The sequence below is a fragment of the Bulleidia sp. zg-1006 genome (genome assembly GCF_016812035.1).
Taxonomy (GTDB): domain Bacteria; phylum Bacillota_I; class Bacilli_A; order Erysipelotrichales; family Erysipelotrichaceae; genus Bulleidia.
Window position 1 is genome coordinate 546,276 of the sequence record NZ_CP069178.1, and the last position, 25,341, is coordinate 571,616.

Sequence of the window (25,341 nt, forward strand, 5' to 3'; positions counted from 1 at the left end):
GATTTTTTTGGAAAAAGCCATATATGGATACCTTAATGCAAAGCCAATGGTGTGAAAAGGATGTGGATATGGAATGTGAAAATTGTCCGTATTTATTTTTATGCAATGGAGGTTGTGCCTATAATGCTTTTATCCAAGGCACTAAAAAGGAATGTAATAAAGAGTATTTGAGCGTTGCTATGGATAGATTGATTTTAGCGATGGGAAACTATTTGGAAAAAAAGGGGAACTTGTCGAATGGAATATTTGAAATTAGAACGTTGTTCCAAGAGGTTTGATAAACAGCCGGTTTTAAAAGAAATTTCCTATTCTTTTTTTACAGGTGGATATTGCATTAGTGGAGAGAATGGTAGTGGAAAAAGCATACTATTAAAAATGATGATGGGCTTAATCTTACCGGATACGGGACAGGTAACTGTCATCAAAGAAAAGAGCAGCCAATAATGGAATTGCAACAAAGTACTATGTTGAAAGCAGTTATGAGGTTATCATTGATAAAGATGTATTTTTAAGAATGCAAGCTGAGAATAGTAAATATACTTAGCAGTGGAAAGGAATGGATGTATGAATAGTGGAATTTTTATGTTGGTAGCAGCTTTGGCTCCTGCCTTTCTCTTATTAAATTATGTATATCGGATAGATAAAATAGAATCTGAACCAAAGAAACTTATTTTTAAATTATTAGTTGCCGGAGTATTAGCTGGTTTGGTGGTTATTTATATGGGTAAATGGCCAAAAGTAATCCTATCTTTATTCGTTAGACAAAGAAATCTATATTATCCTTTTTACTATGCATTTTTTGCGGTTGCTTTGGTTGAAGAAGGAATGAAGCTTCTCTTTTTGATGATATTCTCTTGGCGAGATTCAAACTTTAATTATCGTTTTGATGGAATTGTGTATGCAGTGGCAGTTTCGTTAGGTTTTGCGGCTTTCGAGAATGTTTTATATGTTTATCAATTGGGTTTAAGGGTAGCGTTTGAAAGAGCCTTGTTTTCAATACCGGGGCATTTATGTTTTGGTATAGGAATGGGTTTAATGTATAGTCACGCTAAGATAATGGAGAAAAAGGGCTATATGGTTCGCAAGTATATTTATCTTATTTTAGCCCTTGTTGTGCCAGTGATTTATCATGGTTTATACGATGGTACTTTAATGATGAGAAGTCGTTATTATAAGAATATGTTTTACCTTTTTATCATTGTGTTATATTGTGCGTCTTCCTTATTAATCCAAATAGGAAGTCGTATGGATAAACGGATTTAATGGTATGCAATAGAAAAAAATAAGAAAAAGATTATAATTAAGAAGAAAAATTTTAAAATTGGAGGCCGGTATGGAAAATAACGCAACATTAGAAGCAAGAAAAATTCTTTTTAGTCCACCAGACATTAGTGATAAAGAAGTGGAAGAAGTGGTTGCGGCTTTAAAGTCCGGTTGGATTACAACTGGTCCTCGCACGAAATTATTAGAAAAGAAAATTGCGGAATGGATTGGCGTTGAAAAAGCGGTTTGTTTGAACAGTCAGACAGCTTGTGCTGAAATGGCTTTACGTCTTTTAGGTATTGGTGAAGGAGATGAAGTGATTACTTGTGCTTATACCTATACAGCATCTGCTTCTATTATTGATCATGTGGGTGCTAAGATTGTGTTAGTGGATTGTCAAAAAGATAGTAATTTAATAGATTACGATGCCTTGGAAAAATCCATCACAACCAAAACGAAAGCCATTATTCCAGTGGATTTATGTGGTGTTCCTTGTAATTACGATCGTTTGTTTAAGATTGTTGAAAGTAAGAAAGATTTATTTCAAGCAAAGAATGATTTGCAAAAGGCGATTGGTCGTATCGCTATTTGTGCGGATACAGCGCATGCGTTTGGTTCAAGCTATCATGGTAGGATGGTTGGCTCCATCGCTGACTTTAGTGCTTTTTCTTTCCATGCGGTTAAAAACTTTACTACTGCTGAAGGTGGGGCTTTAACTTGGAAGGATATTCCAGGGGTTTCCAACGAAGAAATCTATAAGCGTTTACAACTACTTTCCTTGCATGGACAAAATAAAGATGCTTTGTCTAAGAGTAAGCTAGGCTCTTGGGAATACGATATTATTGGTCCTTGGTTTAAGTGCAATATGACGGATTTGTTGGCGGCTGTCGGCTTAGCACAATTTGATCGTTATCCCGATTTATTGAAAAAAAGAAGAGCTACTAATGAAAAGTATGATTCGGCTTTTAAACCGTTAGGGATTCAAGTCGTACCACATTATAGTGAAGAATACACATCCACCGGTCATTTATACCTCATTCGCATACCAGGTATTGATGATGCAGAAAGAAGAGAAATCATTGAACGCTTAGGAGAACAAGGAATTGCTTGTAATGTGCATTATAAGCCATTACCAATGATGACAGCGTATAAGAATATGGGTTTTGATATGAAAGATTATCCAAATGCCTATAACTATTATCACAACCTAATCACATTACCAAATCATACGTTGATGAGCGAAGAAGATGAGGACTATGTCATTTATTGGGTTAAAAAGATTGTTAGCGAATATTTGAAATAAGGGGAATTATGTTAGGGATTTTGAAAAAGTGGGACAATTTACCGGTTGAGTTTCAAAAAGAAGAAATTAAACCTTATTATGAATATTTATGTCAGAAACAATTTAGTCTTATATTAAAGCGTTTGTTTGATATTCTTTTTTCACTGGTCTTGTTAGTATTGTTATCACCACTTTTCCTAATTCTTTCCATTTGGATTAAATTGGATTCCAAAGGTCCCATTCTATTTCGTCAAGAAAGAGTGACACAATATGGTCGTATCTTTCGTATTCACAAGTTTCGGACAATGGTATCCGATGCAGATAAGGGCAACGTTCAGGTCACAACCTTATATGATAGCCGAATCACAAAAGTAGGTTCAAAATTAAGAGGACTTCGTTTGGATGAAATTCCACAATTAATTGATATTTTCTTAGGCGATATGTCTTTTGTAGGAACTAGACCAGAAGTGGCTCGCTATGTGAAACAATATGAAACAGAAATGTTAGCGACGTTGTTGTTGCCGGCCGGGGTAACTAGTGAAGCAAGTATTACCTATAAGGATGAAGATACTTTATTGGCAAATAGCACTGATGTAAACGAAACTTATGTGAAACAAATTCTACCTAAGAAAATGAAGTATAATCTTCAATATTTGAAAGAATTTCACGTCTTAAAAGATTTGCAATTAGTATTAAAAACGATTGTGGCTGTTATAAAGTGAAGAATTTGTCATTGTATCAATAAAACTTTATAATTAGAGTGATTTATTAGAAGGAAGTGTCGTATGAGCAAAATTACAAACTGGATAAAAAAATATAGAGAAGTGTCTTTAGTGATTATTGATACAGTTTTAGTAATTATGGCTTATGGATTGGCTTATTTTATTCGTACTGATTTGGGTCGCTTAAGCTATCAAGCAGCTTTTGATTTATTATGGCAATTCATGCTTATTCCGGTTATTTTAAATGTGATTTCCTTCTTTATATTCCATCTAAATCGTTCTTTATGGCAATACATTTCTTTAGACGAAGTCATTCGTGTTGGTATGGCTTCTTTATTCGGGAATATATGTTGGTTTTTAGTTGTCATTACGATCAATTTTGAAGACTATTTCCGCTCATTGCCATTGATTGCCCTTATTTTACAAGTTCTTTTAATGGTTGGAGTTCGTATGGCGTATCGTTTGTATCGTCGCACAGCTCGTCTACAAAAGAGAAATCATCGTGCTTTGATCCTTGGGGCAGGTCAAGCAGGTGTTATGGCTTTACGAGAAATTATGAGTTCAAATCGGTATGACTCTCGCGTGGTTGGCTTTGTGGATCGCAATCCTTTGAAAAAGAAACAGATTCTAAATGGCGTATCGGTGCTTGGTACCGATGATGATTTACCAGCTATTATTTCTGATTACAATGTGGATACGGCTTATATTGCGATTAAGAATATTACAAAAGAAGACTTGAAAAAATTGATTGAAAAGTGCCATGAATTGAAATTACGAACACGCATTGTCGGTTTTACCTTCCAAGATGGTGCAAAGAAGGAAACAGCTTCTATTCGTAACATTAAGATGGATGATTTATTGGGGCGTGGAGAATTAAATTTGAATAATGAAACGATTGGTACTTTTTTAACCGGGAAGATTGTTGTGGTAACTGGTGCAGGTGGTTCAATTGGTTCTGAGTTGGTGCGCCAAATCTTCACTTTTAATCCAAAACGTTTAGTGTTAATCGATATTTATGAAAATAATATGTATGATTTACAAATGGAATTGAATATGAAATACCACCCTGATAAATCAAAACTAACTTGTTTGATTGGTTCCGTTCGTGATCAAAAGAGAATGGATGAAATCTTTCAAGAGGTTCATCCGGATGTTGTATTTCATGCGGCGGCGCATAAACATGTACCATTAGTGGAAGATTCGCCATTAGAAGCCATTAAGAACAATGTCTTTGGAACAAAGAATGTAATTGAAGCTTCCATTAAGGCTAATGTGGAAAAGTTTGTTTTGATTTCAACGGATAAAGCAGTTCGTACCACCAATGTCATGGGGGCAACGAAACGTATGTGCGAATTATTGGTGCAAGGTTATAAAGACAATGGTGTTACGAAGTTATGCGCGGTTCGTTTTGGTAATGTATTAGGTTCCAATGGTTCCGTTATTCCTTTATTTGAGAAACAAATTGAAAATGGTGGTCCGGTAACCGTTACCGATCCAAATATCATCCGTTATTTTATGACAATACCAGAGGCGGCTCAATTGGTGCTACAAGCGGGTGCTTTTGCGAATACAGGTGAAATCTTTATCTTGGATATGGGTAAACCGGTTAAGATTTTAGATTTAGCGAAGAATTTAATTGAATTGGCTGGCTATGTGCCGGGTGAGGATATAGAAATTGTGTTCACCGGCTTAAGACCGGGAGAAAAGTTGTATGAAGAATTACTGTTAGATCCGAAAAAATGTAAGAAAACGAACAACAATTTAATCTTTATCACACAACCGGAGGATATATCCATGGATTTAGTAAGCGATAAACTTTCGAAGTTAGAAAATTTATTAGAAACAAATCAGTTTACAAATCAGTCAATTATTGATTTGATTACACCATTGAAATAAAAGAAAGTTTAAGCTTGGTTTTAAGCTTAAATTTCTTTTTTGAGGAGGAAAGAGCGATGGACACAAAAAATGAATATGGTATCAGAGAAATACAAGAAAAGTTAATTGGTATTTTAATGTATTTCAAAGAATTTTGTGAAGAGCACGGTTTGAAGTTTGTCTTAGCAGGTGGCACTTTGTTAGGAGCAGTACGCCATCAAGGAATGATACCTTGGGATGATGATGTGGATGTGTTCATGCTAAGAGAGGATTATGAAAAATTAGAATCTTTATGGGAAAAGTATGCGGATAAGAATCGTTTTTCATGCGTTCGTTCCAATGATAAAATGAATATTCATCATGCGGTTATTGAAATTAAAGATAATAATACAACCTTTATCAATTACCATAATGAAAACAATGATATTCACCAAGGTATTATGATTGATGTCATTCCAGTGGACGATGTGGCGGCGAATCCAATTAAACGCTTTTTACAAATTCCTTATGCCATGATGTTTGCGTGTTTCAATTTCCAACGCTTACCAGCTCATAAGAGTAAGTTTATGTATAACATGACAAAGTTGGCTTTGTCTATGGTGAAATCCTTTGATTATCGTTATCGAATTTGGAAGAAATGTGAAAAGAGAATGTTGGCACTTGGTAAAAAGAACAATGGTCAAGTCGCCTCTTTTGTGGAGGGCTTAACCATTATGCGTCAACGCTTTCCAAAGGAATGGTTTGAGCATCCGGAACATCTTTTATTTGAAGGAGTACAGATGCCTGTACCGAAGGATTATAAGAAGTGGCTGGAAGTTTCTTATGGGGATTATATGACACCACCAAAAGAAGAAGATCGAATATTGAGACATAATATTAAGTTCTATGATATGAAAAATAGTTATAAGATGTATAAGGGTATACAATATTGTGTTGAAAAAGAAGAGGTGAAGTGACATGGGAATTAGAGACGCATTGTCCACCAGAAAAGCGATGCAAAGTACACCACCGGTGGACATCGTGCATGAAGTGAATGAACAAGAATTGAAACAACTTCAAGCTTGTTTTTTAGAAATTTTAAAAGATATTGACCGTGTATGTGAGAAACATGGTATTTGTTATATGGCGGCAGGAGGAACCTGTTTAGGAGCCATTCGTCATAATGGTTTTATTCCTTGGGATGATGATGTGGATATTCTAATGCCCCATGAAGATTTGAAACGCTTTATTGAAATTTTTGATGAAGAGATGGGGGATAAGTACGAGATGACTTCTCCCAATTCCAAGTATTATTTAGAAAGCATGATTTCTGCTATTTATAAGAAAAACACTTTAAAAGCAAGCTTCTTTGACTACAATACACCATTCCCAAAAGGTGTTCACATTGATATTTTTCCGATTGAAGCTGTACCAATGAATAAAGTAGCACGTTTCTTTAAGGGCTATTCTGCTATGTTTTTGCAATACATTGCAGTATCCACTTTGTTCTATCATTATCGCAGTCCAGAAAAGAAACAATTTTTCTATCAAACAAGCGGAGGAAAAATCAACTATCGTATTCGTTGTGTGATTGGTTTTTTATTCTCTTTCCGTTCGTATAAGAAATGGGGGGATGCCTTTGATCGTTATGTTCAATGGCATAAACCATCGAATTTATGGGCTGTACCGACGGATATGGGTCATTATTTTGGTCATATTATGCCGAAAGAAGTATATTATCCACCAGTGAAAGCAACTTTTGAGGATATGCAAATCAATATTCCTCATGATTATGATACGTATCTTAAAAATCAATACAACGATTATATGACCATTCCACCGGAGGCAGATCGTGAGAAACACTATTCTGTTGGTTTTAGTATGGATTTAAAGAAGGATTTGGAAGAACATAACGATATTTATTATAAAGGAGACTTATAATGAATAGTCCAATTGATATTGTGATTCCTTGGGTGGATGGAAGTGATCCTAATTGGATTCAAGTGCACAATCAGTATACATCTGATAAGTTATCCGATAATCATGTTTCACGCTATCGAGCATGGGATACTTTTCGTTATTGGTTTCGTGCTATTGAAGAAAATGCGCCATGGGTCCGAAAAATTCATTTCTTAACTTTTGGTCATTATCCCCAATGGTTAAATATTCATCATGAAAAAATTCATTTAGTGAAACACGAAGATTTCATTCCAAAGGAATACTTACCAACTTTTAGTTCGCATGTAATTGAGTTAAATCTTCATCATATTCCTGATTTGGCTGACCATTTTATCTATTTTAACGATGATGTGTATTTGAATTTACCTTGTCAACCGAAAGATTTTTTTGATAATGGCTTACCAAAGGATGCGGCGGTTCTCGGCGTGATAAAAAATAATCTTAGAGAAAATTTCATGCCATATATTATGTTGAACATGATGGCCTTGATAAATGAAAAATTTGCTAAAAAGGAAGTGATTTCAAAGCATCGTTCTAAGTGGTTGAGCTTTAAATATGGTCACTTATTATTAAATAATTTGTATTTACTTCCATTCAGTTGTTTTACAGGTTTCCGTAATTTTCATTCTGTTATTTCTTATAATAAGAAAACATTTGAAGAAGTGTGGCAGACTTATTCGGAGGATTTAAAACAAACCTGTGAACATAGATTTAGAAATAAAGCCGATGTGAATCAATATTTATTCCGTTATTGGCAATTGGTTTCAGGAGAATTTTCACCAATGAAGCCAAGTTCTGATTATTTTACGATTGGTCACCAAAATTCAGGTACCATCCAAGAGGCAATCTTAAAGCCACGTAAAAGAGTGATTTGTGTTAACGATGATCCGGGTGATTTTGATATGGACTTGGAACAGAAGTTCATTGATGGAGCTTTTCAAAAGCGTTATCCAAATCCATCTTCATTTGAAATTAGGTAAACTATGAAATTAAATCGAGCAAAAAATACAGTAAGAAATGCATCTTGGGGGATGATTTACCGTCTTGTAACAATATTGGGATCCTTTGTTGTCAAGACAATTATCATTTACCGGCTAGGTTCTGAATACAATGGCTTAGGAAGTTTGTTTACATCCATTCTAAGTGTTTTGAACTTAGCTAATATGGGATTTAGTTCTTCTTTGGTATTTATGATGTATCGAGCGGTTGTAAATGATGATATGGATACCTTCTGTGCCTTGTTGAACTATTTTAAGAAAGTGTATAAGTATGTGGGTTTAGTCATCTTATTTTCCGGTTTAGCACTGGTTCCATTTGTCAAGAATTTAGTGAGTGGTGATTATCCATCGAGTATGAACCTAGAGGTTTTATTTGTTATTTATTTATTGGAGACTTCTCTTGGTTACTTGATGTTTTCCTACAATACAGCAATTTTCTCCGCCTATCAAAGAGAGGATATTTTCCTAAAGATTTCTTCGATTAAGTCGATTGTGATGTATGTTTTGCAGGTTTTATTCTTATTTTTAATTCCAAATTACTACATTTATATGGGTATTTATTTGATGATGGTCATTCCCAATAATGTAGCGATATTATGGATGGCACGAAAAGAATTCCCTGAAATTAGTTGTCGTGGGGAAGTGGATGATGAAACAAAGAGGGTCATTAAAAAGCGAGTTCTAACTTTATTTGGTCACAAAGTAGGAAGTACGGTTTTGGTAAGTATTGATAGTATCTTAATTTCTTCTTTCCTAGGTTTAGCGACTTTATCAAAATATAGTAATTATTACTACATTTTAACAGCAGTGAATGCTTTAATTGAAATTGTGACCAACGGTAGTATTGCCGGTATTGGCAATAAGTTAATCACCGACAGTGAAGAAGCTAACTATAAAACATTTATTACTCTAAGCTATGGTTGGCTAGGGATTGTTGGAGCGGCTGCCGCTTGTATGTTATGTATGTATCAACCATTTATTGTATTATGGGTTGGTAAAGATTATCTGTTAAGAAATGATTTGATGATTTTGATTGTTGTTTATTTCTTTTCTTGGATGTTTCGAATTATGCAGCTAACCTATCGTGATGCGGCCGGTTTATGGACAAAGGATTGGTTAAAGCCATATGTTGGCTTGGTTATCAATTTAATTGGCAGTATTCTTTGGATTTCCATTACCCATGATATTTCAGGGGTTCTATGGCCAACTATCTTTGTGTTTATCTTTGTTTATTTTCCTTGGGAAGCTTGGGCTTTGTTTGGTTTCCAATTTAGCTTTGGCTTAAAGGGATATTTAAAGAAGATTGGCTTGTATGTTATGTTAGCGATTGTGGCTTGTTCAGCCGCTTATGGATTAGCGGAAGTCTTTGTTAAAAACTATGGTTTGGTGGCTATTTTACTTCGTTTCGTGATAGCTATCGTGATTTATGGTATTATTTGGGTTGGGTTTAGTTATAAAACGAATGAGTTCAAGCATTTGTTGAGTATTGTTTTACGAACATTAAGTAGAAAAAAGTAGGTTTCTTTGAGGGGGATGGTAAAGGTGAAAAAAGAATTCTTTGATAAAATTGTTTTACATTATATTTGGATAACCATTGTTGTTTTTACATTGATGATTATTTCACCAGTATTATCTTTTTTGACAAAAACACCTTTCTATCATCTTCAAAGTTACCTAGGTATATTTGGGGCACTTCTTTTGGCTGTGGATGTTCTTCTTCAGAGAACTGTTTTTAAAGCCAAGTACGTGTATTTGCTCTATTTGATTTCTTTTATTGCTCTAATTGCGACAGTTCGGACAAGAGAGTTTGGTATTAAAGATAATTTATTTTCTATTGCTTGGGCAACGATTAGTTTTTCTTTGTTTTATTCGATTTCGGCAAGGATTGAGAAGGAAGAATTTATTAAAACGATGGATATGTATATACACCTATTGTTTTTAATTTGGAGTATTGCTTGTTTGGTTTCCATTGCTCAATTCTTTATGGATATTGGTTATACCTATGTGATTAATCCTTTAGCAGAGGATGTTTCTATTGCTAGACAGGGTTTCTTACAAAATCGCTTATTTGGCATTTTTGATCCAATCAATCATGCGGCTTATATTTCTTTAATGTTGTTTATTTTAACTCTCTATGAATTCCGTAAGAAGAGAAAGTTTAAATGGTTGTATAGTATTCCGGCTGTTCTTTTTGTGGTGCATATTATTTTATCCGGTTCAAGAAGCGCCAAGTTTTCATTGTTGATTTGTTCATTTATTGGTTTTTTCTTATTGTATCGAAGCCATTTTAAGAAAGTAAACTTCAAAAGGACAGTGATTGCCTTAGTTTTGAGTGCTTGTTTTATGGTAGGAGTGTATTATTCTATAAGGGTATATTCGAATGGTTTATCGACGATTTCTTCGCTATTAAATACGAATAACAGCAAACCTTCGGATAAGGATGTTTTAGATCGGAATGAAGATTTAAAGGACAATTTTTCTAATAACCGTTTGGCTATTTGGAAGGATTATTTAGACAATTATCGAGAATTTGGCGTGATTGGTCTATCTCCCGGTAACTATATGAAATACATAGCTAAAAACCAACCAAATTTATACATTGTTCAATATGTAAAAACGAATTTTCCTGAGAAGTTTGCGGCAGGGGCGATTTATCATACACATAATGGCTATTTAAAGGTATTTGTTAGTACGGGTTATATAGGCATTCTTTCTTTACTTGCCTTTTTATTATTGAGTTTCAAAGATAACTTCTTATATGTGAAAAGGATTACGCATGTGCAAGATTTGTATGTGTTTTCTTTCTTAATCGTTATCTCGGGACTTATTTCAGCTATATTTGATCAAGGGATTTTCTTCATGGAAAATACACCAGCTTTCTTCTTTTGGATGTTTGCCGGCTTGATTATGAATGGTTTTATTCCAGAATTAGTTAACACAAAGAAAAGTGTTTAAGAAGCCTCCTTTTAAAAAGTGATTTTCAGTTGGAAATCACTTTTTTTGTTGTGAAGATTTGTTTTCTAATCCAAAGGATTGGATAATCAAAGATTTTTTGTGATAAAAGGATACTAATTAAAATGGCTATTAGGTAATAGGAAACCATACCAATAGGGTGTTGATATAGTTGTTTGAAGGAAATAAAATGACCAATTATTTTAATTAAAGGCCAGTGATAGAAAAGGACGTTAATGGTTTTTCTACCCCAATGACTAATTCCAGTAAGATGTTTTATTGGTACAAGAGCCATGATGGATAAAGACATACAAATTGTTAATCCATAACAGAATAATCGGTGTAAAGGATTGTAATCATTAAATTGTTCAGGGGAAATAGCTCGTCCGGTGAATAGATAGCGGAATGGATAAAAGCTATTTAATTTGAAATAGAATAGGAATAAAATAACGGTCAAGAAAATAGAGGCCAGGATTTTCCCTTGCAAGAAAAATTTTTGTTTTATCACTAAACATCTCTCCGGCTGACAAATAACACCAAGTAAATAGAATGGAAAGAAAACAATAGTTCTTGATAAATATAAGTAATCATTGATAGAAGAATCATAAGTAATGAAACAGGCTAAGCAGACAAAAGCAAGAATGAGATAAGTATGATTCTGATCTTTTAGTAATTCGGCTAATAGGGTATAAATAGCTAAGACAAACATAAACCATGGAATACCACCATCACTCAATAATTTAAAATGGATGCTTTCGTGAAAAAGAAAGGCTAAAAGGACATTGAACATTTTTTGACTAAAGCCAATACTGATATAGAATAAAATATGCTGTTTGAATTTATCACTTTTATGAAATAAGCCCGATATAAATATAAATAGGGGCATATGAAAGGAATAGATACTTAGGTAAAGAAAACGAGCTGTTTTTGATATATCGGTAAATTCATAGGCTAAATGACCAATGACCATAAATATAATTAAAAGGAATTTTAGATTATCCCAAAAAGTAATTCTTTTTTCCATAAATTGACCTCAATAAAACACTCATATACTATACCATCTTACTTAAAATAATTTAAATGAAAATATCTTAGAATTCTACTTTTTATGGGGTGATTTGACGAGGAATTTTTAATTTATTTGAGTGTATTCCAATGGAAAATTAGTTGGTAGACAATAGGTAGAACAAGGATTTTTTTGATATTGAATGATACTGGAGATATTCTTTTTTATTGTGAAATTCGATGGTCATTTTTACAAACCAATATTTGAAAAAAATCACAGATATACATTGACCATTTTTTAGATGTGGTATAATTTTAGCGTTAATAACAAACTATCCTGAATGGTCTTAAAACTTTGCTATTAGCCGTTTAATAAAAAGAAATGGAGAGTATTATGTTAAATTTTACCGTTGGACCTGTCCAATCAAGTGAAGCGGTTCGTGCAATTGGAGCGCAAAATATCCCTTACTTTAGAACACCTGAGTTCTCAGAGGTTATGTTAGAAAATGAAGCTTTAATCAAAGAATTTACGCAATCCGGTGACCAAGCTCGTGTTTTATTCATAACCGGCTCCGGTACAGCCTCCATGGAAGCTTCGGTCATGAATATGTTGACGAAAAAGGATAAAGTATTGGTTGTTAACGGTGGCAGTTTTGGTCAACGATTTGTGGATATTTGTAAAATTCATGAAATTCCTTACACAGAAATTGTTCCAACTGAGTGGCTTGGAATCCAAAAAGAAGACTTGAATAAGTATGAAGGCAAAGATTATACAGCCTTTCTTGTCAACATTGATGAAACATCGACAGGGGTGTTGTATGATATTAAACTTATTTCTGATTTTTGTAAGAGAAATCATTTATTTTTGATAGTGGATTCCATCAGCTCATTCTTATGTGATCCATTAAATATGCAGGAATACGAGGTGGATTGTTTGATTACTGGTTCACAAAAAGCTTTAGCTTGTCCCCCCGGTGTTTCGGTTATTGTATGTTCACCAAAGGCAATTGAAAGAATTCAAGTCAATGAAGTCAAGAGTTTATACTTTGATTTAAAGCTGGCTTTATCCAATGGGGAACGTGGTCAAACACCATTCACACCAGCGGTTGGAACTTTATTGCAAATAAATCAACGTTTAAAAGACATCAAAGCGGCAGGTGGTGTAGAAGCTGAAATTGCTCGTATTCACGCTTTGGCAGAAGATTTCCGTGAAAAAATTAAGGCTTTCCCATTTGAAATTGTATCAAAGTCTTTACCAAATGCGGTAACCGCCTTAAAACCAACCACCGCTAACGCTAGTGATATTTTTAGAATCTTAAAAGATGAGTACCAAATATGGGTTTGTCCAAATGGTGGTCTTTTAAAAGAGCTTGTGTTCCGTGTTGGTCACATTGGTGCTTTAACAAAGGAAGATAATACAACTTTAATTAACGCTTTAGCAGATATGCAAAGGCGAAATCTAATTTAAACGGAGAGAATTATGAAAAAAGTAATCACTTATGGAACTTATGATTTATTGCATTTTGGTCATATTCGCCTTTTGGAAAGAGCGAAGGAACTAGGCGATTATTTAGTTGTCGGCGTTACTTCAGATGGTTTCGATAAAATTCGTGGGAAGATAAATGTGCAACAGTCTTTAATGGAAAGAATTGAAGCGGTTAAAGCCACTGGTATAGCGGATGAAATCATTGTTGAAGAATACGAGGGTCAAAAAATTGATGATATTCGTCGCCTCGGAATTGATGTATTTACCGTCGGTTCAGATTGGGTAGGCTACTTTGATTATTTAAAAGAATACTGTGAAGTGGTTTATTTGGATCGTACCAAAGGTATTTCTAGTACGGAAATCCGCCAAAAGGATAGAAATGTACGCCTTGGTTTTGTGGGTGGTAGTGCGCATAATATTTTGCATAAGTATTATACAGAAAGCTTAGTAGTCAATGGAGCTGAGGTGGCTGGTATTTATAACATGGGGCAGACTTTAGAGACATTAAGGGATGAACCGGTCCAAATGTTTGATGACTATGACAGCCTATTCAATAGCTGTGATGCTTTATATATTGTTTCTAAACCCGAGTTACATTATGAGCATGTTAAGAAGGCTTTATTGGCCGGTAAGCATGTTTTATGTGAAGCACCGATGGCTTTGCGTATGGAAGAAATAGAAGAATTAGAAGCTCTTGCTAAAGAGAAAAAACTAATTCTCATGGATGCTATTAAGACAGCCTATGCGACAGCTTACAATCGTCTTTTGTTGATTGTGAAGTCCGGTAGAATTGGTGATGTTGTATCGGTAGATGCAACTTGTACAAGCTTATCAAAGTTTGAAAATAAAGAGGATTATGTCGCAAAAAATTGGAATAGTATTTGCGCTTGGGGACCAACGGCTTTATTACCGGTTTTCCAACTATTAGGCACTAACTATGAAAAGAAAAATAGGAAATCCCTTTATTTCGACCGAGAGAAGAAGTTTGATTCTTTCACAAGAATTAGCTTTGATTATCCAAAGGCGGTTGCGAATATTAAAGTTGGGGTTGGGGCTAAATCAGAAGGCGAATTGGTTGTTTCCGGAACAAAGGGTTATGTCTATGTGCCGGCACCGTGGTGGAAGACAGATTACTTTGAAGTTCGTTATGAAAATCAAGAAAAGAATAAACGTTATTTCTATCAACTGGATGGAGAAGGAATTCGTTATGAACTTTCAGCGTTTATTAAAGCCATTTCTTCCAAAACCCAAAATCGCTTTATTGATTTTCCTGTTAGTAAAGAGATTGTGCGTGTGATAGATGATTTTTATCAAGAATAAAAAGAAATAAAATGAATTCTATGTTGAGTAAGAAAAGAATTTTATGGCTTGATATGGCGAGATGCTTCGCCATATTTTCCATTATCTTAAATCATTCGATTGATCGAACTTTACATATAAGTAATTCAATTATAAGCTTTCTATTAGGTAATTTTAGTTTGGATGCTATTTTTAGAGTTGTCTTATATGTTTTAAGTCGTTTGGGTGTTCCTATTTTTCTAATGATTACTGGAGCATTAACACTAAGTAAAAAATTTGAAACATGGGAAGATGTGCTTCATTTTTATAAGCACAACCTATTAAAGATTTTTATCACTTCAGAGCTATGGATTTTGATTATGTACTGGATTATTGTGCTATTTAAAGTACCAGGATATGAACCAATTTCTAAATTTTCCAGTCAGCTTATTTGGATGGTAAGAACATTATTATTTGATTCAACTTATACCTATGGTAATATTTGGTATATTCCAGTGATTTTATCTATTTATACAATCATTCCTTTGGTGGCTATATTTATTCATAAATTTTCCGTAAAGGCAATGTTTTTACCAATATCTTTGCTGTTGTTATATGGGTATCTATTACCAAACGTAAATCATGTATTTTTAGTGTTAGGATTTGAAACCGGTCTGGGCATTGGTATGGATACCAGTAATATTTTATCCATTTATTTTCCATACCTAGTATTTGGTTATTTAATTTATGAGGGTTTCTTGAAACGACTAAAAAGATTTTGGCTATATTTTCTGACTATTTTTTTCTGGATTATAGCGATTTTTTTGACGTTTAGCTATGAAAAAGTTGATTCGCATTATAATTTTGGCTACTATGATTCCGATATTATGCTTTTAGCGCTCTTTTCCTTTGAAATTATACGTCGATGGGGCAGTAGACTTGAAAGCAAACATCCAGCACAGCAATGGGAAATGATTGCTTATATTTCAAAAGTATCTTTTGCAATTTATTTCATTCATATCATCGTTATGGAAGCCATTCATTTTCAATTAGGTGATATCACTCCATTTGCCTATATCAATTTATTGATTTATCACTTTGTGCCTATTTTTGTTAGTCTTGTGGTCATTCGTTTGTTGAGTTTATTAGCCTGGACTAAGAAATACCTGGTAATGTTATAAAGATAAAAATACTAAAATATAAGAAAAGAAACTAATCTCAAGATTAGTTTCTTTTCTATCTATTGTTTCACAGATGTATTTTTCTTAGCTGGATTTTGAATGACTTTGTCATTTTCCATATCTTGAATCATTTGCCTCAATTTGGCTACTTGCTCTGAATTTGGAAAGACACAAGATAATGGTGTGCTAGGCATCGAAGCTGTCTTAAACATACCAACACTGCCAGTGATACGATAGTTGATAATATCCCAAGCTTTATCAGCCGCCAATGTTTCAGAACCTAATTGATAGAAATAATTAATATCAGCATCAGTTAATAAAGAACCGGATAAAGAGTTCATAAGAGCAGGAAACTTCGTAATAGCAGATGGAGAACTTACCTTACGGATAATCGCATTTAGTACCAAAGTTTGGTGCATTCCACGACCAAAGTCACCATCTTTTAAAGAATAACGCTCACGAACATAACCAAGTGCTTCTGCACCATTCAAATGAATCTTACCCTTAGGATAAGTATAGCCTCCCGCATTCGTTGCTACGAACTTGTATGGATTATCGACATCAATACCACCTAAAGCATCAATAATTTTTGAGAAAGTAACGAAATTGACAATCGCATAATTATCAATTTCCATATTTAACCAACGATTTAAAGATTTCGTTGTATTTTGTACACCTTGAACGCCTAGATGCGTTAATTTATCCTTTCCACCACCTAAAGCAAGGTTAGGCACTAAAGAGTCACGGGGAATAGATGTAATTAGGATTTGGTGTGTCTTTGGATTAACCGTCACAATCATGTTGACATCAAAACGATCTTTTAAGGATAACTTACCACTACGGGTATCACTACCTGCTACATAGAGAGAGAAGGTACCATCTTGTAAAGTTCGACGTTTCACTTCAGGAAGCTTTTCCGTCTTTTTAAAGCTATACACAACTTTTGTGTCTTTTAAGAAAGTTTTGTATTTCTCATTGCTTGCTAAAAGATTGGCAACATTTTCTGAAAGCACTAAGGCTTGACCTTGGTTACTATATAAAGCCGCGGCTGCTTCTTCCGGAGAGGATTTTTCAAGCAATTTAATAGTACCAATTTTTTTCTGGACAGCTTCTAAGCCGGCCTTTGTGTCCTCAAGAGAACTGCTGGTCTGAGATAAGAAAGTTTTATCTTTATAATTTAATATATCGTCGTAGAAATTGGTATCCTTAAAGACATCTTTGTGAGCAGATTTATACTCGCTTGTTAGGGCGTAGACATTAATCATGGTGCTCTGTTCAGTAACACGTTTGAAGATACCTTCGATATTCCCTTTGATATATGGTAAGAAAATCGATACCACAATCAAACAAGCGGAGAAGATAAGGTTTAAACCAATCGTAATTTTAGAAAACCAATAGCGCTTTTTAGTGGTGGATAGTAATAAGCGATACAGTAAGAGAATTGCAACGATTAATACAGCTATAACCCACCATCTAAATGGCACGAAAGGGGAAAATTTTAATACTATAAGAGCTACAATGGAACATAACAATAATAAAATCCAAGTTGCTCTTCGAAAATCAATGTGATTTTTCTTTTTCACCATATAAAACTCCTTTTTATCCTCTTAATACTACCATAGATGAGAAAATGCTGGAATTTAATTTTTCATTAAGATAATTCCATATTTTTAAAAAAAGAGAAACAACCGTTTCTCCCCATCATTTTATTGACTTAGTTTTGTTTCTAAAGTTGTCAACATTTCTTTAATCTTGATTTCATCTGCATCACTTCCACGACCATTTACTATCGCTAATAAAGGAACATGGTACTCTTGTGAAATCTTAAGCCCAGCATAACCAAATGTTTCATAATGACGTTCAATAGAACCGGTTGCAATAATAGCCTTTAATAAACGATGATTTGTGGATAAGAATTTTTCAACAATAGCAGGCACTTCGCCCACTTTATCAGAGTAGGTAACCAATACATAAGGTTCATTTACCGTTTCACTTCCATCCGCTAATTTAAGAGTCGATGGAACATTTAAAGCATTGACTAAAGCTTCTGTTTTGCCTTGACGGCTTGCATACACTAGTAACATATTATTTTTCTCCTTTAACATTTTGTGACTTTATTATAGAGAAGAAAAGTTCTTGGAACAAAAGATATGCTCAAAATGATAAAATAGGTCTATGAAACGATGTTTATGGGCCAATGAAAGTGATTTAATGAAACGATATCATGATGAAGAATGGGGAAGACCATGTTTCCAAGCGGATTCATTATTTGAAATACTTTCATTAGAAATTTTCCAAGCCGGTTTAAGCCGGTCAACTATTTTAAAAAGAAGAGAAGGAATTCGTAGGGCCTTTGATGACTTTCATATTGAAAAAGTAGCTTCTTATAGTGAAAATGATGTTAAGCGCTTATTAAACGATAACTTTGTCATTCATTATGAAAGAAAAATAAGAGCAATTATTCATAATGCGACTTTAATTAAAAAAATGGGGGAAGCGAATTTTGTGCAGTATTGCTGGTCTTTTGTCCAAGGAAAACCACGTATTTATCATAATAAAGGTTCTATTGGTCATGATGAACTTAGTGATTTAGTCAGCCAATCTTTAAAAGAAAGAGGTTTTCAATTTTGTGGATCGACAACCATTTATTCTTTTTTATCAGCTGGCGGTATCATCAACAACCATGAAGAAGACTGTGTGCTAAAATAAAATTGAAAGGGGTGGAAATATGGAAAACTTTGTACACGATATACCAACAAAGTTGTACTTTGGTAAGGGTATGATTTCGCATTTGGAAGAGTCTTTAAAGTCATTTGGTAAACGAGTTCTTTTAACTTATGGTGGTGGTTCTATTAAAAGAGTTGGTCTATATGATGAAGTTCTGGAAATTTTAACTAAAGCCGGCTTTGAAGTGTTTGAATGCGCTGGTATTGAGCCTAATCCACGTGTGGAATCGGTTGCTCGCGGAGCGGATATTTGTAAGAAAGAAAAGATTGATGTGATTTTATCTGTGGGTGGTGGTAGCGTTTTAGACTGTTCCAAAGCTATTGCGGTTGGAGCCTATTTCAATGGTGATGATTATTGGCAAATGGTCTTAGCGTCAAATGGTAGTCAAAAAGCCTTACCGTTGGTTGCCATTATGACGATGGCGGCGACCGGCTCGGAATTTGATAGTGGTGGAGTCATTAGTAATATGGCTATCCATAAAAAGATTGGTCGTACTTTTACTTTTCCAGCTGTATCAATTTGTGATCCATGTTATACATTTACCTTGCCAGCCAAGCAAAGCGCTGCCGGTGGGGCGGATATGATGTCGCATATTATGGAAGGCTATTTTTCTCGTACAATGAATGCAGACTTATCAGAAGCCATTGAAGAAGGTATTTTAAAATCGGTTATTCATAATTTACCAATTGTCTTACAAGATCCGACAAACTATGAAGCAAGAGCGAATTTATTTTGGAATTCATCGATTGCTTGTTCGGGAATACCAGAATATGGGAAAGTATCTTCGGGTTGGCCATGTCATGCGATGGAGCATGAATTATCGGCTTTCTACGATATTACCCATGGTGTTGGTTTAGCCATTTTAACACCGCGCTGGTTAAGTTATATCTTAGAAAAAGATTCAAGTATTACGCCAAGACTGGTGAAGTTTGCGAAAAATGTTTGGGGCTTAGAGAATAAAGATGAAACAGAATTAGCGAAAGCAGGTATTCAAGCCTTGTATGATTTCTTTGTTTCGGTTGGAATTCCAATGCATTTAAGCGAGTTAGGTATTGATGAAACACATTTTGAAGAAATGGCGAAATCTTGTACACATCCATGGTTTGATAGCTTTGTTGGCTTAAGTGAAGAAGATGTGGTATGTATCTTTAAGATGTGTCTTTAAGGAAAGGAGAATTTTCTCCTTTTTTTCCCGTTTTAAAAACAGTACAATAAAGCTATCTTTTGATGAGTAGAAAGTAGGTTTTTATGGCAAAGTTATATTTTTATTATGGAGCGATGGGCTCTTCAAAAACAGCGAATGCGTTAATGGCTGAATACAATTATCGTGAACGTGGTCAAAAGGCATTGTTAGTAAAAACCAATACCGATACTCGTGATGGTAAGCATACGATTAAGAGTCGTATGGGTTTAGAAAAAGAATGTGTTTTACTGACAGAAGTTTGTAAGATGAATGAAGAATTGAAGGAGTATGATGCCATTATTGTCGATGAAATTCAATTTGCGAGTGTGGAAGAAATTGATTTCTTAGTACATGTGGTGGATGATTTGAATGTACCGGTGTTGTGTTATGGTTTGCGCACGGATTTTCAATTGAATTTATTTGAAGGAAGTGCTCGTTTAATGGCGCTTGCGGATACGATTAGTGAGGTCAAGACGGTTTGTTGGTGTGGTCATAAAGCAACCTGCAATGCTCGTTATAATGCACATGGTATTGTGCGAGAAGGCTCACAGGTTCTATTAGGGGCAAATGATGATTATATTGCTTTATGCCGTAAGCATTTCTTAGCAGGAAAGCTACATAAAGAGGACGAATAATGCGTTCTCATAACATGTTAAAGGGTTCCATTTGGAAAGAAATTTTAATTTTTTTCTTTCCAATTTTACTAGGTTATTTATTTCAACAACTGTATAACACAGTGGATGCAATGGTAGTGGGTAACTTTGTTGGAACGATTGCTTTAGGAGCCGTTGGCGGCTCAACTTCAATGATTATTAATTTAATCATTGGTTTTGTGGTTGGTTTAAGTACTGGAGCAACAGTCATTATCGCTCAATTTATTGGTGCTAATGAGAAAGATAAGGTGCATTTAACAGTTTCAACGATAATGCTTATGAATATTGTGTTAGGAATTGTGCTCATGGTATTAGGACTCATTTTTTCAGAAGATATGCTGAAATTATTGTCTGTTCCAAAAGAAATGATGCAAGATGCTCTTATTTATCTACGTATTTATTTATTAGGCTTGATTCCCACCATGATTTATAACGCTGGTGCAGGCATTTTAAGAGCGGTTGGTGATGCGAAAAGACCTTTATATTTCTTGATGGTGGCATCTATCACAAATATTGTTTTAGATATTTTTCTGGTTATTTATGTGCATCTTGGTGTAGCTGGAGCAGCGATAGCGACGGTTGTTTCACAAGCGGTCACCTGTGCTTTAACGCTGTACATCTTTCATGATAAAGATGAGGTGTATTACTTGGATTTAAAACAGATGAAGTTTGATTATGTTCTGTTTAAACGCATTATTAGTATTGGTTTGCCAACCGCTATTCAAGGCTCACTTTATTCCTTTGCGAATTTATTCATTCAATCTAGTGTGAATAGTTATGGGACAGTTTCTGTCGCTTCTTTTACAGCCTTTGGTAAGATTGATATGTTCTTTTGGAATTTTTCCGGTGCCATGGGGGCTTCTTGTTTGACCTTTGTTGGTCAAAACTTTGGCGCAAAACAATTTGAACGGGTGAAAAAAGGAATTCGTATTGCTTTAGGAATGTTCCTACTTGGTTCGATTAATATTACGATAGTATCTATTTTATTTGGTGAACAATTTTATCGCTTATTTACTCAAGATTCAGAGGTGGTAAAGGTAGGTATGCAGATATTGTGGCTAGTTGGTCCATTCTGGAATGCGGTGGCTTTCTTGGAAATCTATTCGGCTTCTTTAAGAGCGATGAATGTGATTTTTGTGCCAATGATTATATCGTTGATTGGTGTTGTTGGCGTGCGTATTCTTTGGATTCTTTTCTATCCGGGACATTCAATTTTGGATACTTTATTGGTGTATCCAATCTCTTGGTGTTTGACTGCTTCTTTCTTTATTCTCTTTTATATCAGTGGTATTTGGAAAAAGGGAAGGATTTAAACCGTCTCTATGAGTATCGTTTATTTAATTGTTCTAATTGTATGTGAAACAAAAATTAAAAAGTGAATTCAACTTGAACTCACTTTTATTTTTTCCCGTGATATAGCTTCTTTTGTGTGTATTGTGGATCAAAGGTCACATCAACACCTAATTTACGAAAAACATTATTATCTTCATCCGGTAAGATAACGGTACTATGCGCTTGGCATCCTTTTAGATGATTTAATTGTTCAAGAGCTTCGGTGATGGTTTTATTATCTTTGGAAATAATCACGAGAGCCATCAATAATTCATCCGAGTGTAAACGAGGATTATGGTTACCTAGATACTCCGTTTTTAATTTTTGAATTGGCTTAATAAACTCAGGTTGAATTAAAAGTGTTTCATCATCAATCTTCGCTAAAGATTTTAAAGCATTGATAATCAAGGCTGCACTTGGTCCAAATAAGGAAGAAGTTTTCCCGAGGACAATACGCCCATCATTTAATTCCAAAGCCATGGCTGGTGCACCTGTTTCAATTGCCTTTTCTCTAGCTTTCCCCACAACAATACGATCCTCAGGACGAGCTTCAATATGATTGAGAAGTAATTCTAATTTATTAACCGCATTGGTGGACACTTTTCCTTGTGCTTTCGCAACTAAGATTTGGAAATAACGACGAAGGATTTCTTGTTTTGAAGCTTCTTTTACTGCCTCATCATCACTAATACAGAAACCAACCATATTGACCCCCATATCCGTAGGAGATTGATAAGGACAAGAACCTTGTATTTTAACAAATAATTGTTTTAAAACAGGAAAGATTTCAATATCACGATTATAATTGACAGCTTGTTTACCATAGCTTTCCAGGTGATAGGGATCCAACATATTAACATCGTCTAGGTCAGCTGTTGCGGCCTCATAAGCACGATTGACAGGGTGAACTAAAGGTAAATTCCAAACAGGGAAGGTTTCAAATTTCGCATAACCGGATTTAATATGATGCATGTGATCGTGGTATAGCTGTGAGATACAGGTTGCCATTTTGCCGGAACCGGGACCGGGAGCCGTTACGACAATTAAATTACGACTGGTTTGAATGTAATCATTTTTACCTAAACCTTCTTTGGATACAATCTTTTCGACTTCCATTGGATAACCATCGATGGGATGGTGTAAATAAGAAGGAATACCATGTCTAGTCAAAGCATGACGAAAGGCATCCGCTGCCGGTTGATTTTGGTAACGAGTGATGACTACAGAGCCTAGGTATAAATCTAAGGAGCGGAAAGCATCGATCAAACGAAACACCTCTTGATCATAAGGAATACCCAAATCCTGTCTTTCTTTACTGTTCGCAATATTGTTTGCGTTGACGGCAATAATGATTTCCACTTGGTCTTTTAATTCAGTTAATAAATGAATTTTATTATTGGGATCATAACCAGGTAAGACCCTGGAAGCATGGAAATCTTCAAACATTTTACCTCCAAACTCCAAGTACAATTTTCCATCAAAAGTGGAAATGCGTTCTAAAATCTTATCTTTTTGTATCTGCAAGTATTGTTTTGAATCAAATGCCTTTTTAAACATAAAAAATCCTCCAGCATTTATAATAGCACTACCCTTTATGAAAATAAGGAAAAATGGTAGAATAATCTAAAAATGAAGGGATGTTTAAAAAACAATGGATCGAAAAGAGATAGCTTTAGAAGATAAATGGGATTTAAGTACTTTATTCAACAGTGATGAAGACTTTGAAATTGCCTTAAAAGAAGTCCAAAAAGAAATGAAGAGCTTAGGAAAATACGCCGGTTATTTAAACGAAGTGGCTTCTTTAAAAGAATATTTTGATTTATATTATGAAGTAGAGGGTAAGTTGGACAATGTCTTTACCTACGCTTCTTTAAGAGAAAGTGAAGATACACGTCAAGCCAAAGCTAGCGATATGTATGCACGTGCTTATGGTGCTTATGTGGAACTGGTCAGCTTGGTTTCTTATGTACAACCGGAATTGTTATCGTTAAGTGAATCTGAATTGGAGAGCTTAATGAAGGATGAAGATTTAAAGAAATACCACTTTATTTTAGAGAAGATGGCTCGTGAAAAAGCCCATACGTTAAGTGAAAAGGAAGAAAGTATTTTAGCTTCTTTACAAGAGGTATTAAGTGCTTCTTCTCAAATCAGTTCTAAATTGATGGATGCGGATATGAAGTTTGATTCAATTTTAGATAAAGATGGAAATCTACATGAACTGAATGCATCTAATTATATTCTTTATCAAACCAGCCCAGACCGTGTGTTAAGAGAGAATTCTTTCCGCTCTTTCTATAAGTCGTTCAAACAATTTAATAACACCTTAGCGCAAACATATAGTACTTGTGTGACTAGTGCAACAGGGGTCGCAAAATTACGTCATTTTGATAGCTCTTTAAAGGCTTCTTTATACAATGATGCGATTCCTCAAACGGTGTATGACCAATTGATTGAGACTATTCATGAATATATGCCGGTGATGTATCGCTATGTGGCTTTACGTAAGAAAATTTTGGGCTTAGATGAATTGCATTACTATGATTTATACACACCGCTTAGTGAGTTGGAAATGCAATATGATTTAAACCAAGCCAAAGAAATGGTGGTGGAAGCGGTTTTGCCATTGGGTAAGGATTATCAAGATATTGTTCGTCAAGCTTTTAAGGATCGCTGGATGGATGCATATCCAAACGATGGTAAACATTCCGGGGCTTTCTCGAGTGGAACAAGAACTTCCAATCCATTTATTCTAACCAACTTCTCGAAGACTTTGGATTCGGTTAGTACGATTGCACATGAAATGGGTCATTCTATGCACACGTATTTCACAAGTCATACGCAAGAACAACCTTATGCGAATTATTCCTTGTTTATTGCGGAAGTGGCTTCAACGGTAAATGAGAACTTATTGATTGAACAGCTTTTGGACAAAGAAACGGATTTAAAAAAGCGTCTTCATTTATTAAACCAATACTTAGAAGGATTTAAGGGAACGATTTATCGTCAAACAATGTTTGCGGAATTTGAAAAAGAAGCGCATGCTCACCGTGAACAAGGTCAAGCTTTAACGACTGAATACCTCAATGATTTATATGAAGGATTAGTGAAGGAATACTTCGGTGATGAATTGGTGATGGATCCAGAAGTGAAGTATGAATGGTCACGTATTCCTCATTTCTATCGTCCTTTCTATGTCTATGTATATGCGACAGGCTATAGCTCAGCCATTGCGATTTCTGAAAAGCTTCGTTTAGGTAGTCAAGAAGATAGGGATAATTATCGTCATTTCTTAAGCGTTGGCTCCTCGGTGTATCCTTTAGAAGCCCTCAAGATTGGCGGTGTTGATTTAAACACAAGAGAACCGATTCGTTTGGCTTTAGAGAAGTTTAAGAGCATCGTTGAAGAAGCGGAGAAGATTGTTGAAAAGCTTTAGTGTTTTGGAGATACCTTAATGGAAACATTAAGG

Annotated in this window: 23 protein-coding genes; 19 read left to right on the top strand and 4 right to left on the bottom strand. The window is 34.8% G+C overall.

The features are described 5' to 3' along the window. The first annotated feature begins 23 nt into the window (after positions 1–23). The 11 genes from JOS54_RS02780 (at position 24) to JOS54_RS02830 (ending at position 11,033) form a co-directional block, all read left to right on the top strand. A complete protein-coding gene (locus JOS54_RS02780; RefSeq protein WP_203245552.1) occupies positions 24–278 on the top strand; it encodes an SPASM domain-containing protein in 255 nt (84 codons plus the stop codon). Beyond that, positions 238–444 carry an ATP-binding cassette domain-containing protein gene (locus JOS54_RS02785; RefSeq protein WP_203245553.1) on the top strand — a complete coding sequence of 69 codons (207 nt, stop codon included), beginning with the start codon at positions 238–240 and terminating at the stop codon, positions 442–444. The genes JOS54_RS02780 and JOS54_RS02785 overlap by 41 nt, the downstream gene beginning before the upstream one ends. Before the next feature lie 120 nt (positions 445–564). Continuing rightward, positions 565–1,263, top strand: a complete 699-nt coding sequence (locus tag JOS54_RS02790) for a PrsW family glutamic-type intramembrane protease (RefSeq protein ID WP_203245554.1) — start codon at positions 565–567, stop codon at positions 1,261–1,263. Positions 1,264–1,333: 70 nt separating this feature from the next. Beyond that, on the top strand, positions 1,334–2,566 hold the full coding sequence (locus JOS54_RS02795; RefSeq protein ID WP_203245555.1) for a DegT/DnrJ/EryC1/StrS aminotransferase family protein: 1,233 nt from the start codon (positions 1,334–1,336) through the stop codon (positions 2,564–2,566). 20 nt (positions 2,567–2,586) lie between these two features. Then, a complete protein-coding gene (locus tag JOS54_RS02800) occupies positions 2,587–3,267 on the top strand; it encodes a sugar transferase (RefSeq protein WP_370541416.1) in 681 nt (226 codons plus the stop codon). A gap of 63 nt (positions 3,268–3,330) precedes the next feature. Beyond that, entirely contained in the window at positions 3,331–5,163 is a 1,833-nt protein-coding gene (locus tag JOS54_RS02805) for a nucleoside-diphosphate sugar epimerase/dehydratase (protein WP_203245557.1), read from the top strand. Between the two features lie 56 nt (positions 5,164–5,219). After that, positions 5,220–6,098: a phosphorylcholine transferase LicD gene (locus JOS54_RS02810; RefSeq protein ID WP_203245558.1), complete on the top strand. Its 879-nt coding sequence runs from the start codon at positions 5,220–5,222 to the stop codon at positions 6,096–6,098. 1 nt (position 6,099) lies between these two features. Further along, complete coding sequence (locus JOS54_RS02815) at positions 6,100–7,062, top strand: phosphorylcholine transferase LicD (RefSeq protein WP_203245559.1); 963 nt, start codon at positions 6,100–6,102, stop codon at positions 7,060–7,062. Then, positions 7,062–8,060, top strand: coding sequence for a Stealth CR1 domain-containing protein (locus JOS54_RS02820; protein WP_203245560.1), 999 nt, complete (start codon positions 7,062–7,064; stop codon positions 8,058–8,060). The genes JOS54_RS02815 and JOS54_RS02820 overlap by 1 nt, the downstream gene beginning before the upstream one ends. 3 nt (positions 8,061–8,063) lie before the next feature. Beyond that, positions 8,064–9,596 carry a lipopolysaccharide biosynthesis protein gene (locus JOS54_RS02825; protein ID WP_203245561.1) on the top strand — a complete coding sequence of 511 codons (1,533 nt, stop codon included), beginning with the start codon at positions 8,064–8,066 and terminating at the stop codon, positions 9,594–9,596. A gap of 24 nt (positions 9,597–9,620) precedes the next feature. Further along, positions 9,621–11,033 carry an O-antigen ligase gene (locus JOS54_RS02830; RefSeq protein ID WP_203245562.1) on the top strand — a complete coding sequence of 471 codons (1,413 nt, stop codon included), beginning with the start codon at positions 9,621–9,623 and terminating at the stop codon, positions 11,031–11,033. Positions 11,034–11,058: 25 nt separating this feature from the next. Here the strand turns inward: JOS54_RS02830 and JOS54_RS02835 are convergent, their stop codons facing one another. After that, the gene (locus JOS54_RS02835) at positions 11,059–12,054 is read right to left on the bottom strand and encodes an acyltransferase family protein (RefSeq protein WP_203245563.1); all 996 of its coding nucleotides are present in this window, start codon (positions 12,052–12,054) and stop codon (positions 11,059–11,061) included. Between the two features lie 375 nt (positions 12,055–12,429). On the opposite strand from JOS54_RS02835, the gene JOS54_RS02840 reads away from it, so the two are divergent. The 3 genes from JOS54_RS02840 to JOS54_RS02850 are packed head-to-tail and all read left to right on the top strand — an operon-like array spanning position 12,430 to position 15,980. Further along, the gene (locus JOS54_RS02840) at positions 12,430–13,503 is read left to right on the top strand and encodes an alanine--glyoxylate aminotransferase family protein (protein ID WP_203245564.1); all 1,074 of its coding nucleotides are present in this window, start codon (positions 12,430–12,432) and stop codon (positions 13,501–13,503) included. 12 nt (positions 13,504–13,515) lie between these two features. Then, positions 13,516–14,841: a Gfo/Idh/MocA family oxidoreductase gene (locus JOS54_RS07985; protein WP_203245565.1), complete on the top strand. Its 1,326-nt coding sequence runs from the start codon at positions 13,516–13,518 to the stop codon at positions 14,839–14,841. 20 nt (positions 14,842–14,861) lie between these two features. After that, complete coding sequence (locus JOS54_RS02850) at positions 14,862–15,980, top strand: acyltransferase (protein WP_203245566.1); 1,119 nt, start codon at positions 14,862–14,864, stop codon at positions 15,978–15,980. Between the two features lie 59 nt (positions 15,981–16,039). On the opposite strand, the gene JOS54_RS02855 is transcribed toward JOS54_RS02850, so the two are convergent. Together JOS54_RS02855 and JOS54_RS02860 are read right to left on the bottom strand one after the other, a co-directional pair. Continuing rightward, positions 16,040–17,566, bottom strand: coding sequence for an LCP family protein (locus JOS54_RS02855; RefSeq protein WP_203245567.1), 1,527 nt, complete (start codon positions 17,564–17,566; stop codon positions 16,040–16,042). A gap of 120 nt (positions 17,567–17,686) precedes the next feature. Continuing rightward, the gene (locus JOS54_RS02860; RefSeq protein ID WP_203245568.1) at positions 17,687–18,064 is read right to left on the bottom strand and encodes a class Ib ribonucleoside-diphosphate reductase assembly flavoprotein NrdI; all 378 of its coding nucleotides are present in this window, start codon (positions 18,062–18,064) and stop codon (positions 17,687–17,689) included. A 91-nt stretch (positions 18,065–18,155) separates the two neighbouring features. On the opposite strand from JOS54_RS02860, the gene JOS54_RS02865 reads away from it, so the two are divergent. The 4 genes from JOS54_RS02865 (at position 18,156) to JOS54_RS02880 (ending at position 21,856) form a co-directional block, all read left to right on the top strand. Beyond that, positions 18,156–18,689: a DNA-3-methyladenine glycosylase I gene (locus JOS54_RS02865; protein WP_203245569.1), complete on the top strand. Its 534-nt coding sequence runs from the start codon at positions 18,156–18,158 to the stop codon at positions 18,687–18,689. Positions 18,690–18,708: 19 nt separating this feature from the next. Beyond that, complete coding sequence (locus JOS54_RS02870; RefSeq protein WP_203245570.1) at positions 18,709–19,872, top strand: iron-containing alcohol dehydrogenase; 1,164 nt, start codon at positions 18,709–18,711, stop codon at positions 19,870–19,872. An 83-nt stretch (positions 19,873–19,955) separates the two neighbouring features. Beyond that, the gene (locus JOS54_RS02875) at positions 19,956–20,525 is read left to right on the top strand and encodes a thymidine kinase (protein ID WP_203245571.1); all 570 of its coding nucleotides are present in this window, start codon (positions 19,956–19,958) and stop codon (positions 20,523–20,525) included. After that, a complete protein-coding gene (locus tag JOS54_RS02880) occupies positions 20,525–21,856 on the top strand; it encodes an MATE family efflux transporter (protein ID WP_238928370.1) in 1,332 nt (443 codons plus the stop codon). Before JOS54_RS02875 ends, JOS54_RS02880 begins: the two co-directional genes overlap by 1 nt. A gap of 85 nt (positions 21,857–21,941) precedes the next feature. Here JOS54_RS02880 and JOS54_RS02885 read toward each other — a convergent pair whose 3' ends face one another. After that, complete coding sequence (locus JOS54_RS02885) at positions 21,942–23,432, bottom strand: DUF1846 domain-containing protein (protein ID WP_203245572.1); 1,491 nt, start codon at positions 23,430–23,432, stop codon at positions 21,942–21,944. Between the two features lie 94 nt (positions 23,433–23,526). On the opposite strand from JOS54_RS02885, the gene pepF reads away from it, so the two are divergent. Continuing rightward, positions 23,527–25,308 (top strand): oligoendopeptidase F, encoded by a 1,782-nt coding sequence (gene pepF, locus JOS54_RS02890; RefSeq protein ID WP_203245573.1) that lies wholly within the window; start codon positions 23,527–23,529, stop codon positions 25,306–25,308. Positions 25,309–25,341 lie beyond the last annotated feature (33 nt).

Bases quoted from the DNA above. Each gene is read 5' to 3' on its own strand.
- JOS54_RS02855 (WP_203245567.1), bottom strand. From the start codon at position 17,566: ATGGTGAAAAAGAAAAATCACATTGATTTTCGAAGAGCAACTTGGATT.
- JOS54_RS02885 (WP_203245572.1), bottom strand. From the start codon at position 23,432: ATGTTTAAAAAGGCATTTGATTCAAAACAATACTTGCAGATACAAAAA.
- JOS54_RS02870 (WP_203245570.1), top strand. From the start codon at position 18,709: ATGGAAAACTTTGTACACGATATACCAACAAAGTTGTACTTTGGTAAG.
- JOS54_RS02880 (WP_238928370.1), top strand. From the start codon at position 20,525: ATGCGTTCTCATAACATGTTAAAGGGTTCCATTTGGAAAGAAATTTTA.
- JOS54_RS02810 (WP_203245558.1), top strand. From the start codon at position 5,220: ATGGACACAAAAAATGAATATGGTATCAGAGAAATACAAGAAAAGTTA.
- JOS54_RS02795 (WP_203245555.1), top strand. From the start codon at position 1,334: ATGGAAAATAACGCAACATTAGAAGCAAGAAAAATTCTTTTTAGTCCA.
- JOS54_RS02785 (WP_203245553.1), top strand. From the start codon at position 238: ATGGAATATTTGAAATTAGAACGTTGTTCCAAGAGGTTTGATAAACAG.
- JOS54_RS02815 (WP_203245559.1), top strand. From the start codon at position 6,100: ATGGGAATTAGAGACGCATTGTCCACCAGAAAAGCGATGCAAAGTACA.
- JOS54_RS07985 (WP_203245565.1), top strand. From the start codon at position 13,516: ATGAAAAAAGTAATCACTTATGGAACTTATGATTTATTGCATTTTGGT.
- JOS54_RS02840 (WP_203245564.1), top strand. From the start codon at position 12,430: ATGTTAAATTTTACCGTTGGACCTGTCCAATCAAGTGAAGCGGTTCGT.
- JOS54_RS02860 (WP_203245568.1), bottom strand. From the start codon at position 18,064: ATGTTACTAGTGTATGCAAGCCGTCAAGGCAAAACAGAAGCTTTAGTC.
- JOS54_RS02835 (WP_203245563.1), bottom strand. From the start codon at position 12,054: ATGGAAAAAAGAATTACTTTTTGGGATAATCTAAAATTCCTTTTAATT.
- JOS54_RS02865 (WP_203245569.1), top strand. From the start codon at position 18,156: ATGAAACGATGTTTATGGGCCAATGAAAGTGATTTAATGAAACGATAT.
- JOS54_RS02825 (WP_203245561.1), top strand. From the start codon at position 8,064: ATGAAATTAAATCGAGCAAAAAATACAGTAAGAAATGCATCTTGGGGG.
- JOS54_RS02820 (WP_203245560.1), top strand. From the start codon at position 7,062: ATGAATAGTCCAATTGATATTGTGATTCCTTGGGTGGATGGAAGTGAT.
- JOS54_RS02875 (WP_203245571.1), top strand. From the start codon at position 19,956: ATGGCAAAGTTATATTTTTATTATGGAGCGATGGGCTCTTCAAAAACA.
- JOS54_RS02850 (WP_203245566.1), top strand. From the start codon at position 14,862: ATGTTGAGTAAGAAAAGAATTTTATGGCTTGATATGGCGAGATGCTTC.
- pepF (WP_203245573.1), top strand. From the start codon at position 23,527: ATGGATCGAAAAGAGATAGCTTTAGAAGATAAATGGGATTTAAGTACT.
- JOS54_RS02805 (WP_203245557.1), top strand. From the start codon at position 3,331: ATGAGCAAAATTACAAACTGGATAAAAAAATATAGAGAAGTGTCTTTA.
- JOS54_RS02780 (WP_203245552.1), top strand. From the start codon at position 24: ATGGATACCTTAATGCAAAGCCAATGGTGTGAAAAGGATGTGGATATG.
- JOS54_RS02790 (WP_203245554.1), top strand. From the start codon at position 565: ATGAATAGTGGAATTTTTATGTTGGTAGCAGCTTTGGCTCCTGCCTTT.